A 20,747-nucleotide genomic window follows, 5' to 3' on the forward strand; every position below is an offset into this window, starting at 1 on the left:
TCGAGGAGGCGTGATGGCGGCATCGGGCTCCGATCTGTCCGGCTGGCGGCGAGGACCGTTCACCGGCGCCGGACTGACCTACGACTGCTTCGAGAACGGGTCCGGTCCAGGAGTCGTACTGATCCCCGAGGTCCCGGGACTCACACCCGAGGTCCAGTCCTTCGGCGAGCATCTGGTCGGCGCGGGGTTCACCGTCGTCATTCCGTCGCCGTTCGGTACGCCGGGACGCGACCCGAGCATGGGCTACACGCTGCGGACGATCGCGCGCCTGTGCGTGTCCAAGGAGTTCCGGGCCTTCGCGACGGACGCGGAACGGCCGATCACGAAGTACCTGCGGGCCGTTGCCGCCGACCTGGCCACCCGGACGCCGGGCCGTGGGGTCGGCGTGATCGGGATGTGCTTCACCGGAGGGTTCGCCCTGGCCGCGGCCGTCGAGGAGTCGGTGACGGCGCCGGTTCTCAGCCAGCCGGCGGTGCCGTTCCCGGTGACGCGCAGGATGCGGCAGGATCCAGGCCTGTCCCGGCGGGAGCTCGAGATCGTCAGGGAACGGACGCGGAACGACGGACTCTGCGTGCTGGGTCTGCGGTTCAGCAAGGACCGGGCGGTGCCGCCGGAGCGCTTCGCCACACTCCGCGCGGCGCTCGGTGACGCGTTCGAGGTGATCGAGCTCGACTCCGGCCCGGGCAATCCGGACGGCTTCAAGACCTCGGCTCACGCGGTCGTCACCCACGAGGTGCGGGAGGACCCGCCCAACTCGGCGTACCGGGCGCGTGCCCGGACGGTCGAGTTCCTCCGCGAACACCTTGTGGAGAAAGGCGAAACTCAACCGCACGATTGAACTCTGCGGTAACCGGCCGTTCGTCACAGCGTGCCGAGTAGCTATGACCGTCGGTGCCGAAATGTTAAGGCGGCGTCGAGGAATACGCAGCGTGTGAGTATCCGGACTCCGGGTGGGGAAACATACCGAAATCTGGGGTGGATCGTTGCGTTCTGCAAGGGAGGGGGAGCAGTGGGTGACGCTCGGTGATTTCCTCTGGTATCAAGCGCCGGGGACATGGCACGATCGGCCCCCGGAGGCACATCAGGGGGCAGGCATGGCGATGGCCAGGCACTTGAAGAGTGAGGCTGTATGAACGGGCGGACAGCACAGGACAGCCGGCTCCCGGTCAACGGGACCCCGGCGGCTGACGGGACCAATGGTCACGGCTCGCAGCCCCAAGCTCCACTCGGCCACCTGCCGGCGGACGAAGGGGCCGACGAGCACAGAGCTCCCGCGGAGCATCGCGACCACAAGAAGCGGGGCCGCGGCAAGGCCGCGGAGAACGCTCCCGCACGCGACACCGGGGCTCGACCAGCCAACCCCGCGAGCGGGCCCGAGGCCGGTCCTCAGGCCGGCCCGGAGAACCGCCCGGAGAACGGCCCCGAGCAGGTGCACTGGTCCCAGCGGCCGAGCACGCGCGTGAACGGTACGCCGCTGGGCGAGTTCAACACCCCGGTCCGCGTCGACGAGATCGCGGTCGCGGCGATGGCGCTGTCCGAGAACCTGCAGGCCGCCACCCGTGGCATGCCCGAGTCCGTCGAGTTGCGCCGGTTCCGGCGTGAGCTCGACCAGGCCGCGAGCACGTTCCGCACGATCGCGGGCGAGCTCGAGGCGACCGCCGGCAGCCTCGTCCGCCTGGCCGCGAACGAAGCCCAGGCCTGCGGCGTCGGCTGGGGCGTGTGCCCCGAGCACGGCCTGACACTGATGAACGTCGGCGACACCGTCACCTGCCACATCCTCGGCTGCCACCGGCAGAACGAGGGCGCGGTCGAGCGCTGCCAGCATCCGGTGGCCTACCGCGTCGTGGACGCGGCCGGTCCGTCGCTGCTGACCTGTGCCGGACACGCCATCGCCTGCCGCCTGTACCTCGACAACCCCGTCATCACCGCGGCCGCGGACAGCATGGAGCTGTTCTAGGCGGGCCACGGCTGCGTGGGCCGGGTTGCCGTCACGGGCGCCTGGCCCTTGAACATCCGGCCGCCGTCGTTGGTCAACCGCAAGTAGTAGTCCGACGTACACGCCGTACCGTCCTCGTCGAGGGCGCGGATCCCGGAGCCGGCCGCGCGGGTCGGTTCTTCGCCACCGGTCGGGTTGAACCGCTGCAGGGCGGCCGTGTCGCAGCCGTTCTGCTGCATCCACTGGAAGTGCGTGTTCACGGTCTGCTGGTCGTACGACGAGAACAGCCGGGCGGCCTGCCCGTTCCCGAGATTCGGGTACGCCGTCTGGTACGTCGAGCTGTAGTCGCGGACGTCCGGCCAGCTCACGATCGCGGTGTTGGTGGGTGACGGCGGCTGGCCCCAGTTGTTGCTCCAGTGCCACCACCCGTTGATCGGTGCACCGTCGCCACCGCAGGCGAACCAGCCCTGGTAGCCGACGGTCACCTTGCCGACGACGTCACCGGGCGGACTGGCGGCGGATGCGGCCTGAGGGACTGCCCCGGCCAGTGCGGTGGCGGCAGTCGAGGCGAGGAAAGTACGGCGGGAGAGCTTCATGGGGCGGACTCCTGTCGGAGGCGGAGGAAATCTCGAACAGAGTCTTGCAAGAAAGCGATCGTGACAAGCCCTTGACGGCCCCACCGCTGAAACTTAGTTTGTTGCCTCAACAGACAAAGTCTGAGGAGGGGTGGCCTGATGACGTTGACCGACGGCCGCCGTCCGGGAGACCGAGCCGTTGCCGCGGACCACGTCTCGCTGCGCCGCAACAACCTCTCCGTGGTCCTGCGCCACGTCCGCGAGTCCGGGCCGAAGTCGCGAGCCCGGATCGCCGCCGACACCGGCCTGAACAAGGCCACCGTCAGCAGCCTGGTCGCCGAGCTGGTCGAGCGCGGCCTGCTCCGCGAAGGCCCGGCCGACTCCACCCGCGCCCTCGGCCGCCCCGGCCAGCTGGTCGAGCTGGACGGCAGCGGCGTGTGTGGCATCGGTGCCGAGATCAACGTCGACTACATCGCCGTCTCCGCCCTCGACCTGGCCGGCGACACCGTCATCGAACGCCGCGACCCGCTCGACGTGGCCCACCTCGACCCCAGTACGACGCTTGACCGGGTGGCCGACCTCGTCCGCGAGGCCGTGGCCGCCGTGCAGGCGCGGGCCGGACAGTTGGCCGGCGTGACCGTCGCCGTGCCCGGCCTCGTCCAGGGCGACACCGGCGACCTCAAGCTCGCGCCGAACCTCGGCTGGGGCGAGGTCCAGGTGATCCAGGAGATGCGGTCGCGTCTCGGCGAACCGACGTACCGGCTGCACGTCGACAACGAGGCGAACCTCGCGGCCCTGGCGGCGTACTCGGAGCTGCGCAAGAACACGCCGGTGCAGGATCTCGTGCTCCTGACCGGTGCGGTCGGTGTCGGCGGCGGGATGGTGTCGAACGGGCATCTGCTCCGCGGCGGACGCGGCTACAGCGGCGAGGTCGGCCACATGCCCGTCGCGCCACCCGGCCGGACCTGCGGCTGCGGGCGGACCGGCTGCTGGGAGACGGTCGTCGGCCTGAGCGCACTGTTGCACAAGGCAACGGACAGGGACGACCCGGTCCGGGATCCGTCCCTGGACGTGGAGCAACGGCTGGCCGGGATCACCCGGCGGGCCGAGGCGGGGGACGCGCGGACACTGACCGCGCTGAAGGAAGTCGGTACCTGGCTGGGGATTGGGGGAGCGATCCTGGTGAACATCCTGAACCCGGACGTGCTCGTGCTCGGCGGCTACTTCGCCGTCCTCGGGCCGTGGTTGAAGGAACCACTGGAGAAGGCGATCCGCGAGCGTGTGATCGCGCCGGACGGCGGCGGCTGCCAGGTGGTCCGCTCGGACCTCGGGTTCGCCGCGGCGGTCCGCGGCGGCGCGCAGATCTCGCTGGAGCAGGTCCTGGTCGATCCGACCGTGATCGGCCGTGTGGACTCGGGGGTGGCGCAATGAACGATCTGCTCATGATGACCGGGATCGTCAAGGAGTTCCCCGGCGTACGAGCGCTCGGCGGCGTCGACCTGGACGTCCGGGCCGGCGAGGTGCACTGCCTGCTCGGCCAGAACGGCGCCGGCAAGTCCACGTTGATCCGGGTGCTGACCGGCGCTCATCAGCCCGATGCCGGGGCGATCTGGATCAACGGCGAGCAGGTCCAGCTGAACAGCCCGACCGCTGCGATCCAGCGCGGTATCGCCGCCATCTACCAGGAGCTCGACCTGGTCCCCGAACTGTCCGTGGCCGAGAACATCTTCCTCGGCCACGAGCCGTCCCGCTTCGGCTTCAGCCGCCGGCACGAGGCGACGGCCAGGGCCCGAGAGATCCTGCAGGGCTTGGGGCACGGCGAGATCCCGGTGCATCGGTCCGTCGGTTCGCTGCCCGCCGCCGGCCAGCAGGTGGTCAGCATGGCCCGCGCACTGTCGCGGGACGCGCAGCTGATCGTGATGGACGAGCCGTCCGCGGTGCTCGATCCCGAAGAGGTCGCCAACCTGTTCCGGGTCATCCGCGGCCTGACCGCGCGCGGCGTGGCGGTCGTCTACATCTCGCACCGGCTCGAGGAGATCCGCCAGGTCGGCGACCGGGTCACCGTGCTCAAGGACGGTGCGACCGTCGCCACCGGCCTCGACGCCCGCGCGACCCCGACCAAGGAACTCATCCGGCTGATGACCGGTCGCTCGATCGAGTACGCCTTCCCGCCCCGCCGGGAGATCCTCAGTACGGCGCCCGTCGTTCTGGAGGTGGAGGACCTGACCCGGCCGGGTGAGTTCGCCGGCATCGGGTTCACCGTGCGGGCCGGCGAGATCGTCGGGCTGGCCGGGCTCGTCGGCTCGGGGCGGTCCGAAGTCCTCGAGACCGTGTACGGCGCCCGCCGGGCCGCGACCGGATCGGTCCGGGTCGACGGCGTGACACTGCGACCCGGGCGGGTGCAGGCCGCGGTGAAGGCCGGCGTCGGGCTGGCGCCGGAGGAACGCAAGAGTCAGGCGCTGCTGCTGGACGAGGCCGTGTTCAAGAACATCACGGTGTCGAGCATGGGGCGGTTCGCCAGCGGGGGATTCCTGAACGGCCGGGCCGAGCGGGAGGCCGCCGCGCAGCTCGCCACCGCGCTGGACGTCCGCCCTGCTGGGGTGGAGCATCCCGTACGCAACCTGTCCGGCGGGAACCAGCAGAAGGTCGTGCTGGCCCGCTGGCTGCTGCGGGAGTGCCGCGTGCTGCTGCTCGACGAGCCGACGCGGGGCGTCGACGTCGGCGCGCGGTCGGAGATCTACGCGTTGATCCGCAATCTGTCCGCCAACGGGGTCGCGATCGTGCTGGTCTCCAGTGAGGTCGAGGAAGTGCTCGGTCTGGCCGACCGGGTCGTCGTACTTCGGGAGGGGCGTGCCGTCCACATCGGGCCCGCGCAAGACATCGACGAGCATCAGGTCCTGGACCTGGTGATGGAAGGAAGTGCGGTGTGAGTGACGAGATCGCACCTCAGGACACAACTGCATCGACCCAGGCAACGGTCACCCAACCGGCGGCCCCGCGGTCCGGTGGTCTGCTGAACAGTGGCGTGGGGCGCAACCTCGGTCTGGTGGTGGCGCTGGTTCTGCTCTGCATCGTGGGAGTGATCACCTCGGGGGACACGTTCGCCACCGGCGCCAACGTGCTGACGATCCTGCGGCTCGCGGCCGTGATCGGTGTGGTCAGCATCGGCATGACGTTCGTCATCACCGGCGGCGGGATCGACCTGTCCGTCGGCGCGATGGTCGCCCTCGCGTCGGTCTGGGCCACCACGGTGGCCACCCAGCAACTGGGGTCCGACCTGCACTGGATCTTCATGGTCACCACGGCGCTGGCCGTCGGTGCCGCCTGTGGTCTGGTGAACGGCCTGCTCATTGCCTACGGCAAGATCGTGCCGTTCATCGCGACGCTGGCGATGCTGGCAGCGGCCCGTGGCCTGGCCGAGATCATCTCCGACCGGAAGACCCAGATCATCACGGTGAACTCGTTCGTCGACTTCTTCGGCGGATCGCTGATCGGCGTACCGGTGCTGGTGTGGATCTTCCTGCTGGTCGCCGCGGCCGGCTGGGTGCTGCTGAACCGGACCACGTTCGGCCGCCGCACCTTCGCCGTCGGCGGCAACTCCGAAGCCGCCCGGCTGGCCGGCATCAAGGTGCAGCGCCACACCGTCGCCCTCTACGTCCTGGCCGGGCTGTGCTGCGGGATCGCCGCGGTGATGCTGATGGCCCGGACGACGACCGGCAGCGCGACCCACGGCCAGTTGTACGAGCTGGACGCGATCGCGGCCGTGGTGATCGGCGGCACGCTGCTGTCCGGCGGCCGCGGCACGATCGTGGGCACCGTCTTCGGTGTCCTGATCTTCACCACCCTCAACAACGTCTTCACGCTGAACAACCTGAGCATCTCCGCCCAGTCGGTCGCCAAGGGGGCGATCATCGTGATCGCCGTCCTCCTCCAGCAGCGACTCGCCGCCCGGGCAACCAGCCAATGAATCACCACAAGGAGGGGACAACGATGTCCGCACGAACACTCGCAAGCGTTGCCATCGCCGGTCTGGGTGTGCTCGCCCTGGCCGCCTGTACGAGCAACACCCCGAAGGCCGAGGAGAGCGACAACGCCCCGGCACCGGCAGTCGCGGCCGGGAAGAACGACGAGCCCGGCCAGAAGGTGCGGATCGGGTTCTCCGCACCGGCCGCCGACCACGGCTGGATGGGCGCCATCACCAAGGCGACCCAGGCGGAGGCGAAGAAGTACCCCGACGTCGAGCTGATCGTTGCCGAGGGCACGAACGACGTGAACCTGCAGATCAGCCAGGTCGAGACGTTCATCAACCAGAAGGTGGACGCGATCGTGCTGCTGCCGTTCGACGGCGCGGCACTCACCCCGGTGGCGACCAAGGCGATGGAGGCCGGCATCACGGTGGTGAACGTGGACCGTGAGTTCGACAGCTCGTTCGCGGCCCGGACCACGATCCTCGGCGACAACCACGGCATGGGTGTCTCGGCCGGCACGTACGTCTGCCAGCAGCTGAAGGACAAGAAGGACGCCGTGGTCGCGGAGATCGCCGGCATCGACTCGCTGCCGCTGACCCAGGACCGCAGCAAGGGCTTCAAGGAGGCCCTGGCCGACTGCGGCCTGAAGGTGAGCAACCGGGTCGCCGCCGAGTTCACCGTCGAGTCCGGTGAGAAGGCCGCGGCCAACCTGCTGCAGGCGGCACCGAAGATCGACGCGATCTGGAACCACGACGACGACCAGGGTGTCGGCGTGATGGCCGCGATCAAGAACTCCGGCCGCAAGGAGTTCTTCGTCGTCGGCGGGGCCGGTTCGGCGAACGTGATGCGGGACATCAAGTCCGGCAACTCGTTGCTGAAGGCCACCGTCATCTACCCGTCCACGCAGGGCGCCGACGGCGTCCGGCTGGCCCGGCTGCTGGTGCAGAAGAAGGCCCTCGGCGACCTGGTGGAGGTCGAGGTGCCGCGCACCGTGCAGCTGTACGCGCCGGTCGTCACCAAGGACAACGTGGACCAGTACATGCCTACCGCATTCGAGAGCTGACACGAGGAGAGTCATGACGAACCTGGGCATCGGCCTGATCGGCTACGCGTTCATGGGAGCGGCCCACTCGCAGGCCTGGCGGAGCGCGCCGCGCTTCTTCGACCTGCCGCTGGACCCGGCGATGAACGTGCTGTGTGGCCGCAACCCCGAGGCCGTCCAGGCGGCCGCGACCAAGCTCGGCTGGAAGGAGACCGAGACCGACTGGCGCAAGCTGCTCGGCCGCGACGACATCCAGCTGATCGACGTCTGCACGCCGGGGGACAGCCACGCCGAGATCGCGATCGCCGCTCTGGAGGCCGGCAAGCACGTCCTGTGCGAGAAGCCGCTGGCCAACACGGTCGAGGAGGCCGAGGCGATGACGGCCGCGGCGGAAGCGGCCAGGGCCAAGGGGATCAGGTCGATGGTCGGGTTCACCTATCGCCGGGTGCCGGCGATCGGGCTGGCTCGCCAGCTCGTTGCCGAGGGCAAGCTCGGGACGATCCGGCACGTCCGGGCGCAGTACCTGCAGGACTGGATCGCCGATCCGGAGGCGCCGCTGTCGTGGCGGCTGGACAAGGAGAAGGCCGGCTCCGGCGCCCTCGGCGACATCGGCGCGCACATCATCGACCTGACGCAGTACATCACCGGTGACAACATCGCCGAGGTGAGCGGTCAGCTCGAGACGTTCGTGAAGGAGCGTCCGGTCGCGGCCGAGCACTCGGGCCTGGCCGGTACGGCGGGCACCGAGCGCGGACCGGTCACCGTGGACGACGCCGCGGTCTTCCTCGCGCACTTCCAATCCGGCGCGCTCGGGGTGTTCGAGGCGACCCGGTTCGCGACCGGGCGCAAGAACGCGATCCGGATCGAGATCAACGGCAGCGACGGCAGCCTCGCGTTCGACTTCGAGGACATGAACCTCCTGCACTACTACGACGCAACCGAAGACGCGAGGACGGCCGGCTTCCGCCGCATCCTCGCCACCGAGTCCGCCCACCCGTACGTCGAGGCGTGGTGGCCGCCCGGCCACCTGCTCGGATACGAGCACGGGTTCACTCATCAAGCCGTCGACCTGGTGACCGCGATCGCCGAAGGAGCCGATCCGACGCCGTCGTTCGCCGACGGGCTGCGGGTCCAGCGTGTGCTGGCCGCGGTCGAGGCCAGTTCGACCTCCCGACAATGGCAGGAGATTCCTGAATGAACAGCTATACCCCGACCAAGGACGACAAGTTCTCGTTCGGTCTGTGGACGGTCGGCTGGCAGGGCGTCGACGTCTTCGGTACGGCGGTCCGTCCGGCGATGGACCCCGTGCACGCGGTGGAGAAGCTCGCGGAACTGGGCGCCGCGGCGGTCACGTTCCACGATGACGACGTCGTACCCGACGACGCCACCCGCGGGCAGGTGCTCGAGCGCTTCACGAAGGCCCTGGCCGACACCGGCCTGGGCGTCGAGATGATGACCACGAACCTGTTCAGCCACCCGGTCTTCAAGGACGGTGGGCTGACCGCCAACGACCGCCAGGTCCGGCGGTACGCCCTGGCGAAGGTGCTCCGCAACGTCGACCTCGCGGCCGAGCTGGGGGCGTCGACCTACGTGCTGTGGGGTGGGCGTGAGGGCGCCGAGTCCGGCGGTTCCAAGGACGTGCGGGCCGCGCTCGACCGGTACAAGGAGTCGATGGATCTGCTCTGCGCGTACGTCCGGGAGCAGGGCTACAACATCCGGTTCGCGATCGAGCCGAAGCCGAACGAGCCGCGCGGTGACATCCTGCTGCCGTCGATCGGGCACGCGATCGCCTTCATCAACGATCTGGCCGATCCGGAACTGGTCGGCATCAACCCCGAGGTCGGCCACGAGCAGATGGCCAGCCTGAACTACGCGCACGGCATCGCGCAGGCGCTGTGGCACGGGAAGCTGTACCACATCGACCTCAACGGGCAGCACGGTCCGCGCTTCGACCAGGACCTGCGGTTCGGTGCCGGGAACCTGCGGGAGGCCTTCTGGACGGTCGACGTACTGCAGGGATCGGGGAACCAGCCGGCGTACGACGGATACATCCACTTCGACTACAAGCCGCCGCGGACCGAGGACGAGGAAGGCGTCTGGGAGACCGCGCGGGGCTGCATGCGCAACTACCTGATCCTGCGCGACAAGGTTCAGGCGTTCCGTGCCGATCCCGAGGTCGCGGAGGCGCTGGCCGCCGCACGTGTGGCGGAGTTGTCCGAGCCCACCCTGGCCGAGGGTGAGAGCCTGGCCGACCTCCGCAACGAGAAATACGACCGGGAAGCGCTGGCCGAGCGCGGTCTCGGGTTCGAGAAGCTGGACCAGTTGGCGATGGAGCACCTGCTCGGCGTTCGCTGATCCGGTTGGTGACACCACCGTAGTAACTCCCGCGCAGGGCAGAGCACGGGAACTGTAGTGATGGAGCGCGCGCCCTTGTCCGACCCATGAGGAGCTCCGCATGATCCAGCTACGCAGGCACGGCACCTTGCTGTGTGTTCTCGTGCTCGCCCTGATCGCGGCGACGTTGGCGCCGTTAACGTGCCCAGCCGCACGCTGCTGACCGCCGTCGGGCCCCGATCGGGGCACCCGGCAGCGCGACCTCCCGCGGCCGGCGGGGACCCCCGGCGCCGCCCCGCGCTCCAGGCGCCGCCGGGGGATACCCGACCCGATCCGTGCAGCCCGCCCCGGCTGGACCGACGTACCGGAAGAAGTTGTTCGACAAGGAGATGACCATGGCTCGACCGATCACCCTGTTCACCGGCCAGTGGGCCGACCTGCCGTTCGAGGAGGTCGCCCGGCTGGCGTCCTCCTGGGGCTACGAAGGGCTGGAGATCGCCTGCTGGGGTGACCACCTCGACGTGCGGCGTGCCGCCGAGGACGAGGCGTACGTGCGCGATCGCCGCGACATCCTGGAGAAGCACAACCTGAAGGTGTGGACGATCTCGAACCACCTGCTGGGCCAGGCGGTCTGCGACGACCCGATCGACCAGCGGCACCAGGCCATCCTGCCCGCGCACATCTGGGGCGACGGCGATCCCGAAGGTGTGCGCCGGCGCGCCGCCGAGGAGATGAAGACGACCGCCCGCGCGGCCCGGGCGCTCGGGGTCGATGTGGTCGTCGGCTTCACCGGTTCGTCGATCTGGAAGACGATCGCGATGTTCCCGCCGGTGCCGCCGGCCATGATCGAGGCCGGGTACCAGGACTTCGCCGACCGCTGGAACCCGATCCTCGACGTGTTCGACGAGGTCGGCGTCCGGTTCGCGCACGAGGTGCACCCGTCGGAGATCGCGTACGACTACTGGTCGACCACCGCGACGCTGGAGGCGATCGGCCACCGGGAGGCGTTCGGCCTGAACTGGGACCCGTCGCACTTCGTCTGGCAGGACCTCGACCCGGTCGGCTTCCTGTGGGACTTCAAGGACCGGATCTACCACGTCGACTGCAAGGACGCGAAGCGCCAGGTCGGCAACGGCCGCAACGGCCGGATGGGTTCGCATCTGGCCTGGGGCGACCCGCGGCGCGGCTGGGACTTCGTCTCGACCGGCCACGGCGACGTCCCGTGGGAGGCGTGCTTCCGGATGCTGAACACGATCGGGTACACCGGTCCGATCTCGGTCGAATGGGAGGACGCCGGCATGGACCGCCTCGTCGGTGCCGCCGAAGCCCTCCAGTTCGTCCGCTCGCTCGCCTTCGACCCGCCCACCGCCTCCTTCGACGCCGCCTTCTCCTCGTAGGTCCTGTGTGGGAGGTCCTGTCGGGGACCTCCCACGGCGGCCGAGGGTCTGGGGCTACGCTCGGACTCATGACAGCTGGCAGGTACGTCGCGCGCATCGTCGAGGTGCCGGATCACGGCATCAAGCTCGACCCGGCGGAGGACTCGGTCGCTCCCGATCAGCCGACCGAGGTGAACCTCCTCGGCATGGCGATCGCGCTCGCACTCGGCGCCGCCGGGTACCGGCATCATGCCGAGCAGCGCGACCCGGAGCTCCAGACGCTCGACACGTTGCTGACCGGCGAGGCGGTCATGCCGTGGCGGTCCCCGGACGAGTCCTCGTCGCCGTACCTGGTGTGCCAACTGAACAACGGCCTGCCGACCTGCGAGGTCCGCCCGACCGCCGACTGAAGGGTGGACGCGATCTGGCCGGATGCACCGGAGCTGGAGCGGCCATGGATCCTGCGGCAGCGGTGGCTGGATCTGACGTTCCTGCACTGGGCGCTGGATCCGGTTGAGGTCGCGCACTTCTTCCCGGCGGGTACCCGTCCGGACACGTTCGAGGGGCGTACGTACGTCGGGCTGGTGCCGTTCCGGATGACCGGCACCGGGTTCCCGCACGGTCCCGCCGTACCTGTGCTGGGATCGTTCCTCGAGACCAACATCCGGCTGTACTCCGTCGACGATTCCGGGCGTCGTGGTGTCGTCTTCCTCAGCCTCGACGCCGACCGCCTCGCCGTGGTCGCGGCGGCCCGCACGATCTTCGGCCTGCCGTATCGCTGGGCTCAGATGACCCACACGCAGGTAGCCGACCAGCACACGTACACGTCGGTTCTCCGCTGGCCGGGTGTGCACGCGACATCGACGATCACCGTCGCGATCGGCTCGCCCGTGGCTTCAGACCCGCTGACCGACTTCCTCACCGCCCGCTGGGGCCTCCACACGCCCCGAGCCCGGCGTACCTGGTACCTCCCCAACCACCACCCGGTCTGGTCGTTCCGCACCGCGACTGTCAGGGCCTCGGAGATCGACGGCCTCTTCCGCTCCGTCGGCCTCGCGGAACCGACCCGCCCACCCGACCACGTCCTCCACAGCCCAGGCGTCCCGGCGACTTTCGCACTGCCGGTCCGGATCTGATGTCAAAGTCGGCCGGTCGGCTCCGACGTACGGGTGTAGGCGCCGGGAGACGGTGCCAGGAGCCGGAGGACGGGACGATGGAACCGCTGAACCTGATGGTGTCGCTGAGTCACAACGCCGCGGACCGACGTGAGCAGAAGACCGATCCGATCACCACAGAGAGTCACGGCCGGGTCGAGCGCAAGCGCAGGCCGAGCCGTCGGCGGAGCCCTCACGGGTGGTTGCGACTGGGGTGGCGGGGAGTGACGAGAGTCGCGACACGCTGAAAAGCACGGTGAAATGGGACGCTGGATCACGCGGAAGCGTGCCAGAGTCCTGCCGTGACTGATGCTGCGAAGAGTGAACTGGCAGAGCGCCTGCTGGCCGTGTACGACGAGCAGTTGCGCGGGACGAGCGAGGGCGCGGACGTACCGACGAGCATGGACGGGCCGGTGATCCGGGTCGAGTACCCGATGCGGGGGTTCGTCAGCTACCGCACGCTCGAGGGCCTCGACGACGCCGAGGTGGACGCACTGATCGCACGCCAACGCGACTACTTCGCCGCGAAGGGCCAGGCGGTCGAGTGGAAGCTGCGCGGCCACGACCTCCCCGCGGACCTGCCCGATCGGCTGCGTGCGGCGGGTTTCGAGCCGGAGGAGCAGGAGACCGTTCTCGTGGCCGAGAGTTCGGACATCGCCGAACGCCTGCGTGGCCGTGCGACCGTCGACGGGGTGACGATCGGCCTGGTGAACGACCGCGCTGATTTCGAGCGCATCGCCGCGATGGAGTCTGTGGTGTGGAACGACAACTGGTCCTGGCTGGCCGACGACCTGGAACGTCGCCACGCGACCGGCCTGACCGACGTCTATGTCGCCGAGGCCGACGGAGAGGTCGTGTCCGCGGCGTGGGCGGTCTACAAGAAGGGCACCGAGTTCACCGGCCTGTGGGGTGGTTCGACGCTGGCCGACTGGCGCGGGAAGGGTATCTACAAGGCGCTGGTTGCGATTCGTGCCGCCCGCGCGGTCGAGCTCGGCTACCGGTACCTCCACGTCGACGCGTCGGACGACAGCTCCCCGATCCTCCAGCGTCTCGGCTTCCTCGCCATCACCACGACCACGCCGTACGTCCACACTCCGGCCTAGGCCGGAGCCGAGCTCACACGGCGGGAGCGGGCGGCCGGTAGAGGGCGTAGTGGATCGGCCCGTCGTGGGGGAGTTGCAGCTCCGCGATGGTGACGAAGCCCAGGGACTCGTAGAACGGCAGGTTCGTGGGCACCTGGGTTTCGAGGAACGCCGGCGAGCGGTCCTGATCAGCCGCGGACAGACCGGGCGCGACCACCGCTCGCCCGAGTCCCTGGTGCTGAAGGTCAGGCTCGACACCGAGCAGACCCAGGAACCAGACCGGCTCCCGCGGACGGAAGATCCCCATCGCCTGCTCGTACTCCGCGGCGAGCGCGGCCCGCGAACCGGCGAGCGCCTGGAACGCGTCCGCATGCGGCGCGAAGACGTCCGCCGGCGTCGACGGAGTCGTCCAGACCGCGACGGCGCTGACATCGTCAGTGACCCAGACCCGGCCGTGCGCCAGGCCGATCTCGGTCAGGAAGAGGCGCTGGTACTGCGTGAGTCTCGCGAGGTAGTCGTCCGGGTCGAGACCCATCCGGGTCATCGGGTAGTCCTCGAACGCGCGGGCCAGTGTCCGGACCGCGGGCTCGACGTCCGCGACCGTTGCCTGCCGCACCTGTTGGCTGCCCATGACGTCAGGCCTTCAGCGTGTCGATCACGAGATCCGCGACAGCACGCATGCCGGCCGCGTTCGGGTGATACGGAACGACGCCGCCGAGCATTCCCGGCGGGCGCAGCGTGAATGCGGTGGTCCACGGCTCCGGCGAGCCGATGGCGTGGTCGCGGCTGGCGGCCGACGCGGCGACCAGGTCAGCGCCGCCGGCCGCGGCAGCCTTTGCGAAGGCGGCAGCGAGGCTGTCGGCCATCATCGCGACGCTCGGCAACTGCTCCTCGTTCAGCGGTACGTCGAGACGCGGCCGAGTGCTCGGCCCGACCAGAGTCAGGTAGTCGACGAGCACGATGCGGGCGTGCGGGGCACGGTCGCGGACCTGCTCGACGACCTTCGTCAGCGAGTCGGTGACGGCCTGGTAGTCCGCGTCGTCCTTGAGGTAGCTGACCCGGGCACGGATCCGGTTGGCGACACGGCGGCCGAGGAGAGTGGCCGGTTTCGCGAGGGTGTTGAGCATGCTGCCGCGGACGAACGTCCCGACGTAGTCGAGATCGTTGCCTCCGGCAGTGATCGTGACGAGGGCGGCGCCCGGCGTGACGGCGTCGAGTTGCGGCGGCGCGTCGTCCTGCCGAGTGTCCAGGAGGTGTGCAGTGGTGGCGCCGGAGTACGTCACGTCCACGAGGTCCAGGCCGAACTCCGCGGCGACCAGGTGCGCGTAGTTGCGGCCCGATCGACCCGCCGGCCGGTGCACGATCGGGTCGATTCCCGGTCCGGCCGCGAAGGAACTGCCAAGGGCGACGTACCGGCTGCCGGGATCGATCACCTGACCACGATAGCGACCTGACACCATGACCCGACTCCAGCCCGGCCGGCGACACATGCCGGTCCGGAGCCGTTCCAGCTCACCCGGCATACTGCACCGGTGAGCGACGACGTGTTCGGTACGGCGGGGATTCGCGAGCGGGTGCTGGCCGGGTGGTCGGCGGCGCCGGTGCGGTTCCGTGAGGACGCCAACGCCGAGGAGGATCTCGCGCTCGGCGGGTACGCCGACCGCCTGGTGATCGAACTGGCGCAGAACGCGGCCGACGCCGCGGCACGGGCCGGTACGCCAGGACGCGTTCTCTACGAGTTCCGTGGCAGCACTCTGGTTGTGGCGAACACGGGTACGCCGTTGTCCGCCGACGGAGTTGAGTCACTCGCGACGTTGCGCGCCTCGGCCAAGCGGGACGAGGCCGCGGTCGGGCGGTTCGGGGTCGGGTTCTCCGCCGTCCTCGCGGTGAGCGACGAGCCGGTGATCCTGTCGCGCACCGGCGCCGTGCGGTTCTCGAAGGCGGACACGGCGGCGGCGATCACGGCGCTCGGGTCGTCCGGGCTGGACACCGAGGTACGGCGGCGCGACGGGCAGGTACCGGTGTTGCGGCTGCCGTTCGAAGCCGACGGTGAGCCGCCGCAGGGATACGACACCGCGGTGATCCTGCCGCTGCGGGACGAGAACGCGGCCGCTCTCGTTCGCCGGCTGCTCGAGGAGGCGGGCGACGCGCTGCTGCTCGCGCTCCCGGATCTCGACCGGATCGACATCCAGACCGCGGACGGTCGCAGGGTCCTGGAGAACGCGGAATCCCGCTGGTGGGTGGGTCGCGCAGCCGGTGTCTTCGACGACCGTGAACGTCAGGAGCTGCTCGCCGATCGCCCGATCGAGGAGCGCGCTCGCCCGACCTGGTCGGTCCTCTGGGCTCTCCCACGCGATCAGGTGGAGCTGCCCGGGGTCGTCCAGGCGCCCACTCCGACCGACGAACCGCTATCGCTGCAGGCCTTGTTGCTCGCGAGCTTCCCGCTGGACCCGACCCGGCGGCACGTCGCCAAGGGCCCGCTGACCGATCGACTGGTCCGCGAAGCGGCGACGGCGTACGCCGAGCTGCTGCGAACGCGGGTCGAGGACGGCGACGACGTCCTCCAGCTCGTGCCGACCGGGCTCGCGGCGGGAACGCTTGATCGCGCTCTCCGGGAGGAGATCGTCGCCGTCCTCCCGGGCACTCCGATCGTCCGGGCGGTCGAGGACGAGACGTTGCTCCGGCCGCGGGACGCCGTCGTGGTCGATGGCGCCGACGCCGCGTTCAACGCAGTACTCGCGCCGATCGTCCGCGGGCTGATCCGGTCGACCTTGCAGGACACGCTGGCCCTCGAGACGCTCGGCGTCCGCAGGCTCGAGTTGGCCGAGGTGGTGGATCAACTCGGGGGAGTCGCCGCCGACGAACCTCCCGCCTGGTGGAGCGCTCTCTACGCGTCTCTCAGCGGCATGGTCACCGATGCCCTGCTGCGTGAATCCCTTGGCACACTTCCGGTCCCGCTCGCCGACGGCCGGCTCGTGCGTGGTGTGCGCGGTCTGCTCCTGCCCGGCCCGGAAATACCCACCGGCATCCTGGCCGCCTTCGGGGAGTACGGCGTACGGATCGTTCATCCGGAGGCGGTGGACCCGGCGCTTGAGCGGCTCGGGGCGCTTCCCGCGACGCCGCGATCGTTGCTCGAGGACAGCGCCGTACGGACGGCTGTCGAGCACTCCGTCGATGCCGACGATCCGGACGCGATCGCGGAGGCCGTGCTCAGTCTGGTCGCTGCCGATCCGTCGCAGGCCAAGGGAGTGTGGTGGCTCTCGGACCTCGTCCTGCGTGACGCTGACGGCGAGCTCGTGCCGGCGAACGCGCTCGTGATTCCCGGGTCCGAGGCTGCGGAGGTGCTCGACGACGACGAAGTCGCGCCGATCGATCGCGCCGTCCTCGACCGCTACGGTCTTCCGGCGCTGGAGGCCGTCGGCGTCCTCGCGACGCTCGGCCTGGTGACGGCTTCGGACGTCGCGCTCGACCAACTGCCCGAGTCGTTGAAGGACTTGGACGGCATCGAGGACTGGGCGTACGACGTGGCGCCGGATGGATCTCGGTACGGCGCGACCGTCGGCGAGCTGAGCGCGATCCGCGATCTGGACTGGATCACCGACGACGCCTGGCCGCGGGTGCTCGAGCTGCTCGGATCGTCTCCGGACCTGCGCCGCGCCCTGGTGACGCAGGTGCGCGTTGTCGGGCCGGACGACCGGCCGCTCGGCGTACCGTCGTACTCGGCCTGGTGGATCCGCGAGCGCGTCCTGCTGGAGGACGGGGAACCGCTGGCCGGGCGGGCCGATCCGGATGCGGAGCCCGTGCTGGCGACGTTTCTCGACGAGGCGCCGGAATGGACCGCGGTGCTTGATCCTGAGGTACGCACGGCGATCGGGCTGGTCCGTGAGGTCGGCGATCTCGATGCCGATGGCATCAGTCTGGTGCTGGACCGGATCGCGGATCCTGAGCGCGAGGTCGACGAGAGTGCTCTGCTGCGTCTGTGGCGTCAGCTGGGAACGTTGTCGCTGTTCCCGGGCGATGCGCCGGATCAGGTACGCGTGCTCTGCGACGACGGGACGACCCAGGTGATCGATGCGGGTCAGGCGGTGGTCGTCGACGGGCCGATGTGGTTGCAGCGCGAGGATCTCGGTGGGTTCGTGGTCGCGTCCGGCGCGGCGGCCGACGGGTTGAGCGACCTGCTCGACGTACCGATGGCGCATGAAGTTGCCGAGGGCACGATCGATGGCGAGGGTACGGCGGCCGAGGTGCCGGACCTCGTCCGTGAGCTTGTCCCCGGGGTCCCGCAGACCTGGTGGGAGCACGAGGAACTCACGGTCGACAGGGTCGAGGTGTCGTGGTGGGTGGACGGCGACGGCGCGCCACACGCCGCGACGTTCGACGGCCTGGCCAAGGCGCTGGCGTGGGCCAGTGGCCGCTGGGACCAGCGCCACGTGATCCGCGCCGTACTCAACGAACCGCACCGAAGCTCCGAGCTCCTCACCGACGCCGCCTACGACTGATGGCCGACGAGTTCGTGGAGGGCGGGGTTGTCGATTGTGGTGCTGAGGGTGTGGGCGGTGACGGCTGCTTGCGGGTTGCCCAGGTGGCTCAGGTGGAGGTTCGCGTGGACGAGGAGTTCGCGGAGGTCGCAGCGGGCGGCCAGGGCGGACAGTCGGCCGGCTAGTTGCAGGGCGCGGTCGTGGTCGGACTGGTCCAGGGCCGCGGTGATCGCGGCGTCGAGGACGTGGGCGTGGACCCACTGGTAGCGGTCCGGTTCGGTGCTGGCGCGGGTGAGGGCCAGGTCGAGCCACTTGGTCGCCGCGGAGTGGTCGCCTTGCTGGGCGTTCAGCATCGCGAGGCCCCGGCCCGCCATACCTTCCCAGCAGGGGTCGCCGAGTTGGCAACCCAACGCCCAGGCTTGCTCGAACCCTTCGACCGCGGCGTCGAGTTTGCCGGCGTGCAAGTCGAGTTCGGCGACGAATGCCTGTGGCCAGGGCAGGAAGGCGATCCAGCGCTCCTGGTGGACCAGGTCGAGTGATTCCGCCAGCGCTGCCGCGGCCTCGTCGTACTCGCCGCGCAGCAAGTGTGCGCGTCCGACCAGCGACAGCGACCACGCCTGCTGACGGCGGTCGCCGCAGCGTCCCGCGAGTTCGACCGACTGGCCCAGTTGCTCGAAGGCGGTCGGGTAGTCGGATCGGTCCGAGGAGTTCATCCCGCGTACGCCGAGGATCGCGGCGTTCTCCTCATCCGATGCGGCGAGAGCCTGGGCCTTCGCCAACCACTCGTCACCCGTCTTCCGGCGGCCCGCCTGGACCTCGATGAACCCCAGCTCACGGAATGCGAGAACGGCGGTGGAGCGTTCTCCGGCCTCATCTGCCACGAGCAGCGCCTCGTGCAGAACGATCGCGCCTTCCTCGTCATGACCGCGGATCGCGTGCACGAGCGCGCCGCCAAGAGCCGCCAGTGCGCGTGCTTCCAGCGTCTTGTCACGACACTGCACGGCCAGCGCGGCAGCCTGTCGCAGACACTGCAGACCGGCATCGACCGCGCCGGCGACGATCGCGGCACGCCCTGCCTGAAGCTGACTGACGGCAGCCGCCCGGCCGCTCAGGGGAGCGGGCGACTGCGGTGCGACCGTCGCGGCCTCCTGCAGCGAGGTCGACACCTCGACGCCCAGTTCGCGCCGGAACAGGTCCTCGCAGATCGCGATCTGCCGCAGTGCGGCCACTCTGTCACCTGATGTTGCCAAACTGCGGATCAGGAGTTCATGGTTGCCCTGCTCGTGCGCATTGATCGCGACCGCCTTCGCCGCGAAGGGGATCGCCTGGTCAGCCTGCCCGGCCGCGAGGTGAGCGACCGCGTTCTGCCGCAGCCGTGCCTCGAGCGCGCCGGCCACCCGGCGCCGCTCCACCAGCAACCAGGACTCGAACTCCGGACAGGACTCCAGGTCCATGCCCTCCAAGAGCTCTCCGCCCAATGACAGCAGGGTTTCCGGCGCCGTGGACGGCTCGCCGACGAGCAGGACGTCGACTGTCGTGGCATCGTCGAGAGCTGTCACGACCGGATCGCCGGTGAGCAGATCCGGTACGCCGATCGCACGGCGGAGCTCCGCCAACGTCCAGCGCAGGGCGCCGAGTGGGTCCTCGGCGTCGGCGAAGAACAGTTCGGCGAGCCGACGCCGGCTGGGCGGCCGCTCGGCCAGTAGCAGGTAGCCGAGCAGTGCCCACGCCTTGCGCCCCCGAGGTTGACGGCCCGGTCGGCCGTCAACCTCGATCTCCGGTGGTCCCAGCAGACGGATCGTCGCCAAAGACCTCACCCCCTCCGTGAGGTCTCCAGTGTCACCCGCCCCCCGCGATCCCGGGAGTGCCCGCTAGCGGCGGGTTCCGACCGCCTCGAGATATTCGGCGCGGGCGGCAACGGTTCCGTCGTCCGCGTAGTCGAACGCTCGCGGTACGTCGGCGAGATCGCTGGCGAAATGGCGGTAGTCCTCGCCGTCCAGACTGCCCGCGATGCGCGTGATCGGGCCGTAGAAGTCCATGAACCACTCGGCGAAGTGCTCGGGCGAGTGGTAGCGGAACACGTACTCGCGCTTGGTCAGCGCCGTCCACTCGACCCGGTCGCCGAACAGGTCGAACAGGTGCTCCTCGGCTCCCCACAGTGTGGCGGGCTGGACGCCGGGGGGCGGCGGCGCCCACTTCGAGACGACCTTGAACAGTTGGCCGATCATGCCGGCCGGCGTCCAGGACGCGAGCGCGATCTTCCCGCCTGGCTTGGTGACCCGGACCAGTTCTTCCGCGGCCTGCTGATGGTTCGGCGCGAACATCACGCCGACGGTGCTCGCGACCAGGTCGAACGCCTTGTCAGGCAGCGGAAGCTTCTCCGCATCCCCCTCGGTGAACGTCACCGGCAAGTGCTCCGCCGCGGCCCGCTCACGCCCCTGCTCCAGCAGGTTCACGGCGTAGTCGACGCCGGTCGCCTCGGCGAAGCGGCGCGCTGCCGCCATCGCCACATTGCCCTGACCGCACGCGACGTCGAGCACCTGCTGCCCGGCGCGTACATCGGCGGCCTCGACCAGGAGCTCGGCGATGATCTGCAACGTGTTGCCCACGCGGGGGTAGTCGCCGGTCTGCCAACCGGCCCGCTGCTTGTCCTTGATCGCCTCGAAATCCACGGCCGTACTCGTCATCTCTCCCCCTGGAAGTCACTACCACTTCGGAATCGTTTCCGGCCGCTGTGATGGCCGATACCGGACATCGAACCCGGTCACCGTGTGACGCGGCGTGTGACGACCACGACGAGAC

Annotated in this window: 18 protein-coding genes; 13 read left to right on the top strand and 5 right to left on the bottom strand. The window is 69.7% G+C overall.

Features of this window, described 5'->3' with window-relative positions; genetic code table 11:
* Nucleotides 1–13: 13 nt before the first annotated feature.
* Both ACGFH6_RS10120 and ACGFH6_RS10125 read left to right on the top strand, forming a co-directional pair.
* Nucleotides 14–838, top strand: a complete 825-nt coding sequence (locus tag ACGFH6_RS10120; RefSeq protein WP_393382205.1) for a dienelactone hydrolase family protein — start codon at nt 14–16, stop codon at nt 836–838.
* A 291-nt stretch (nt 839–1,129) separates the two neighbouring features.
* Entirely contained in the window at nt 1,130–1,957 is an 828-nt protein-coding gene (locus ACGFH6_RS10125; RefSeq protein ID WP_393382208.1) for a hypothetical protein, read from the top strand.
* On the opposite strand, the gene ACGFH6_RS10130 is transcribed toward ACGFH6_RS10125, so the two are convergent.
* Nucleotides 1,954–2,532, bottom strand: coding sequence for a hypothetical protein (locus ACGFH6_RS10130; protein ID WP_393382210.1), 579 nt, complete (start codon nt 2,530–2,532; stop codon nt 1,954–1,956). The two genes, ACGFH6_RS10125 and ACGFH6_RS10130, sit on opposite strands and share 4 nt — an antisense overlap.
* A gap of 138 nt (nt 2,533–2,670) precedes the next feature.
* Between ACGFH6_RS10130 and ACGFH6_RS10135 the strand changes: the two genes are divergently transcribed.
* From ACGFH6_RS10135 to ACGFH6_RS10180, 10 genes are all read left to right on the top strand, one after another.
* Nucleotides 2,671–3,942: an ROK family protein gene (locus tag ACGFH6_RS10135; RefSeq protein ID WP_393382212.1), complete on the top strand. Its 1,272-nt coding sequence runs from the start codon at nt 2,671–2,673 to the stop codon at nt 3,940–3,942.
* Nucleotides 3,939–5,441, top strand: a complete 1,503-nt coding sequence (locus ACGFH6_RS10140; protein ID WP_393382214.1) for a sugar ABC transporter ATP-binding protein — start codon at nt 3,939–3,941, stop codon at nt 5,439–5,441. Before ACGFH6_RS10135 ends, ACGFH6_RS10140 begins: the two co-directional genes overlap by 4 nt.
* The gene (locus ACGFH6_RS10145; protein ID WP_393382215.1) at nt 5,438–6,478 is read left to right on the top strand and encodes an ABC transporter permease; all 1,041 of its coding nucleotides are present in this window, start codon (nt 5,438–5,440) and stop codon (nt 6,476–6,478) included. Before ACGFH6_RS10140 ends, ACGFH6_RS10145 begins: the two co-directional genes overlap by 4 nt.
* Before the next feature lie 23 nt (nt 6,479–6,501).
* Nucleotides 6,502–7,542 carry a substrate-binding domain-containing protein gene (locus tag ACGFH6_RS10150; protein ID WP_393382217.1) on the top strand — a complete coding sequence of 347 codons (1,041 nt, stop codon included), beginning with the start codon at nt 6,502–6,504 and terminating at the stop codon, nt 7,540–7,542.
* Nucleotides 7,543–7,555: 13 nt separating this feature from the next.
* On the top strand, nt 7,556–8,719 hold the full coding sequence (locus ACGFH6_RS10155) for a Gfo/Idh/MocA family protein (protein ID WP_393382219.1): 1,164 nt from the start codon (nt 7,556–7,558) through the stop codon (nt 8,717–8,719).
* Nucleotides 8,716–9,876 (top strand): xylose isomerase, encoded by a 1,161-nt coding sequence (xylA, locus tag ACGFH6_RS10160; RefSeq protein ID WP_393382221.1) that lies wholly within the window; start codon nt 8,716–8,718, stop codon nt 9,874–9,876. The genes ACGFH6_RS10155 and xylA overlap by 4 nt, the downstream gene beginning before the upstream one ends.
* 374 nt (nt 9,877–10,250) lie before the next feature.
* Entirely contained in the window at nt 10,251–11,252 is a 1,002-nt protein-coding gene (locus ACGFH6_RS10165; RefSeq protein WP_360443637.1) for a sugar phosphate isomerase/epimerase family protein, read from the top strand.
* Between the two features lie 68 nt (nt 11,253–11,320).
* Nucleotides 11,321–11,641 carry a hypothetical protein gene (locus ACGFH6_RS10170; RefSeq protein WP_393382223.1) on the top strand — a complete coding sequence of 107 codons (321 nt, stop codon included), beginning with the start codon at nt 11,321–11,323 and terminating at the stop codon, nt 11,639–11,641.
* A gap of 3 nt (nt 11,642–11,644) precedes the next feature.
* Nucleotides 11,645–12,367 carry a YqjF family protein gene (locus ACGFH6_RS10175; RefSeq protein ID WP_393382225.1) on the top strand — a complete coding sequence of 241 codons (723 nt, stop codon included), beginning with the start codon at nt 11,645–11,647 and terminating at the stop codon, nt 12,365–12,367.
* 320 nt (nt 12,368–12,687) lie between these two features.
* Nucleotides 12,688–13,488 (top strand): GNAT family N-acetyltransferase, encoded by an 801-nt coding sequence (locus ACGFH6_RS10180; protein WP_393382227.1) that lies wholly within the window; start codon nt 12,688–12,690, stop codon nt 13,486–13,488.
* A 13-nt stretch (nt 13,489–13,501) separates the two neighbouring features.
* Here ACGFH6_RS10180 and ACGFH6_RS10185 read toward each other — a convergent pair whose 3' ends face one another.
* Both ACGFH6_RS10185 and ACGFH6_RS10190 read right to left on the bottom strand, forming a co-directional pair.
* Entirely contained in the window at nt 13,502–14,098 is a 597-nt protein-coding gene (locus ACGFH6_RS10185; RefSeq protein ID WP_393382229.1) for a GNAT family N-acetyltransferase, read from the bottom strand.
* A 4-nt stretch (nt 14,099–14,102) separates the two neighbouring features.
* A complete protein-coding gene (locus ACGFH6_RS10190; protein WP_393382232.1) occupies nt 14,103–14,900 on the bottom strand; it encodes an SGNH/GDSL hydrolase family protein in 798 nt (265 codons plus the stop codon).
* A gap of 99 nt (nt 14,901–14,999) precedes the next feature.
* On the opposite strand from ACGFH6_RS10190, the gene ACGFH6_RS10195 reads away from it, so the two are divergent.
* A complete protein-coding gene (locus ACGFH6_RS10195) occupies nt 15,000–17,966 on the top strand; it encodes a sacsin N-terminal ATP-binding-like domain-containing protein (RefSeq protein WP_393382233.1) in 2,967 nt (988 codons plus the stop codon).
* Here the strand turns inward: ACGFH6_RS10195 and ACGFH6_RS10200 are convergent.
* Nucleotides 17,957–19,753 (bottom strand): tetratricopeptide repeat protein, encoded by a 1,797-nt coding sequence (locus ACGFH6_RS10200; RefSeq protein ID WP_393382235.1) that lies wholly within the window; start codon nt 19,751–19,753, stop codon nt 17,957–17,959. The two genes, ACGFH6_RS10195 and ACGFH6_RS10200, sit on opposite strands and share 10 nt — an antisense overlap.
* 63 nt (nt 19,754–19,816) lie before the next feature.
* Nucleotides 19,817–20,632, bottom strand: a complete 816-nt coding sequence (locus tag ACGFH6_RS10205) for a class I SAM-dependent methyltransferase (RefSeq protein ID WP_393382236.1) — start codon at nt 20,630–20,632, stop codon at nt 19,817–19,819.
* Between the last annotated feature and the right edge of the window lie 115 nt (nt 20,633–20,747).

It is taken from the genome of Kribbella sp. NPDC049227, assembly GCF_043197265.1.
In the GTDB taxonomy this organism is placed as follows: domain Bacteria; phylum Actinomycetota; class Actinomycetes; order Propionibacteriales; family Kribbellaceae; genus Kribbella.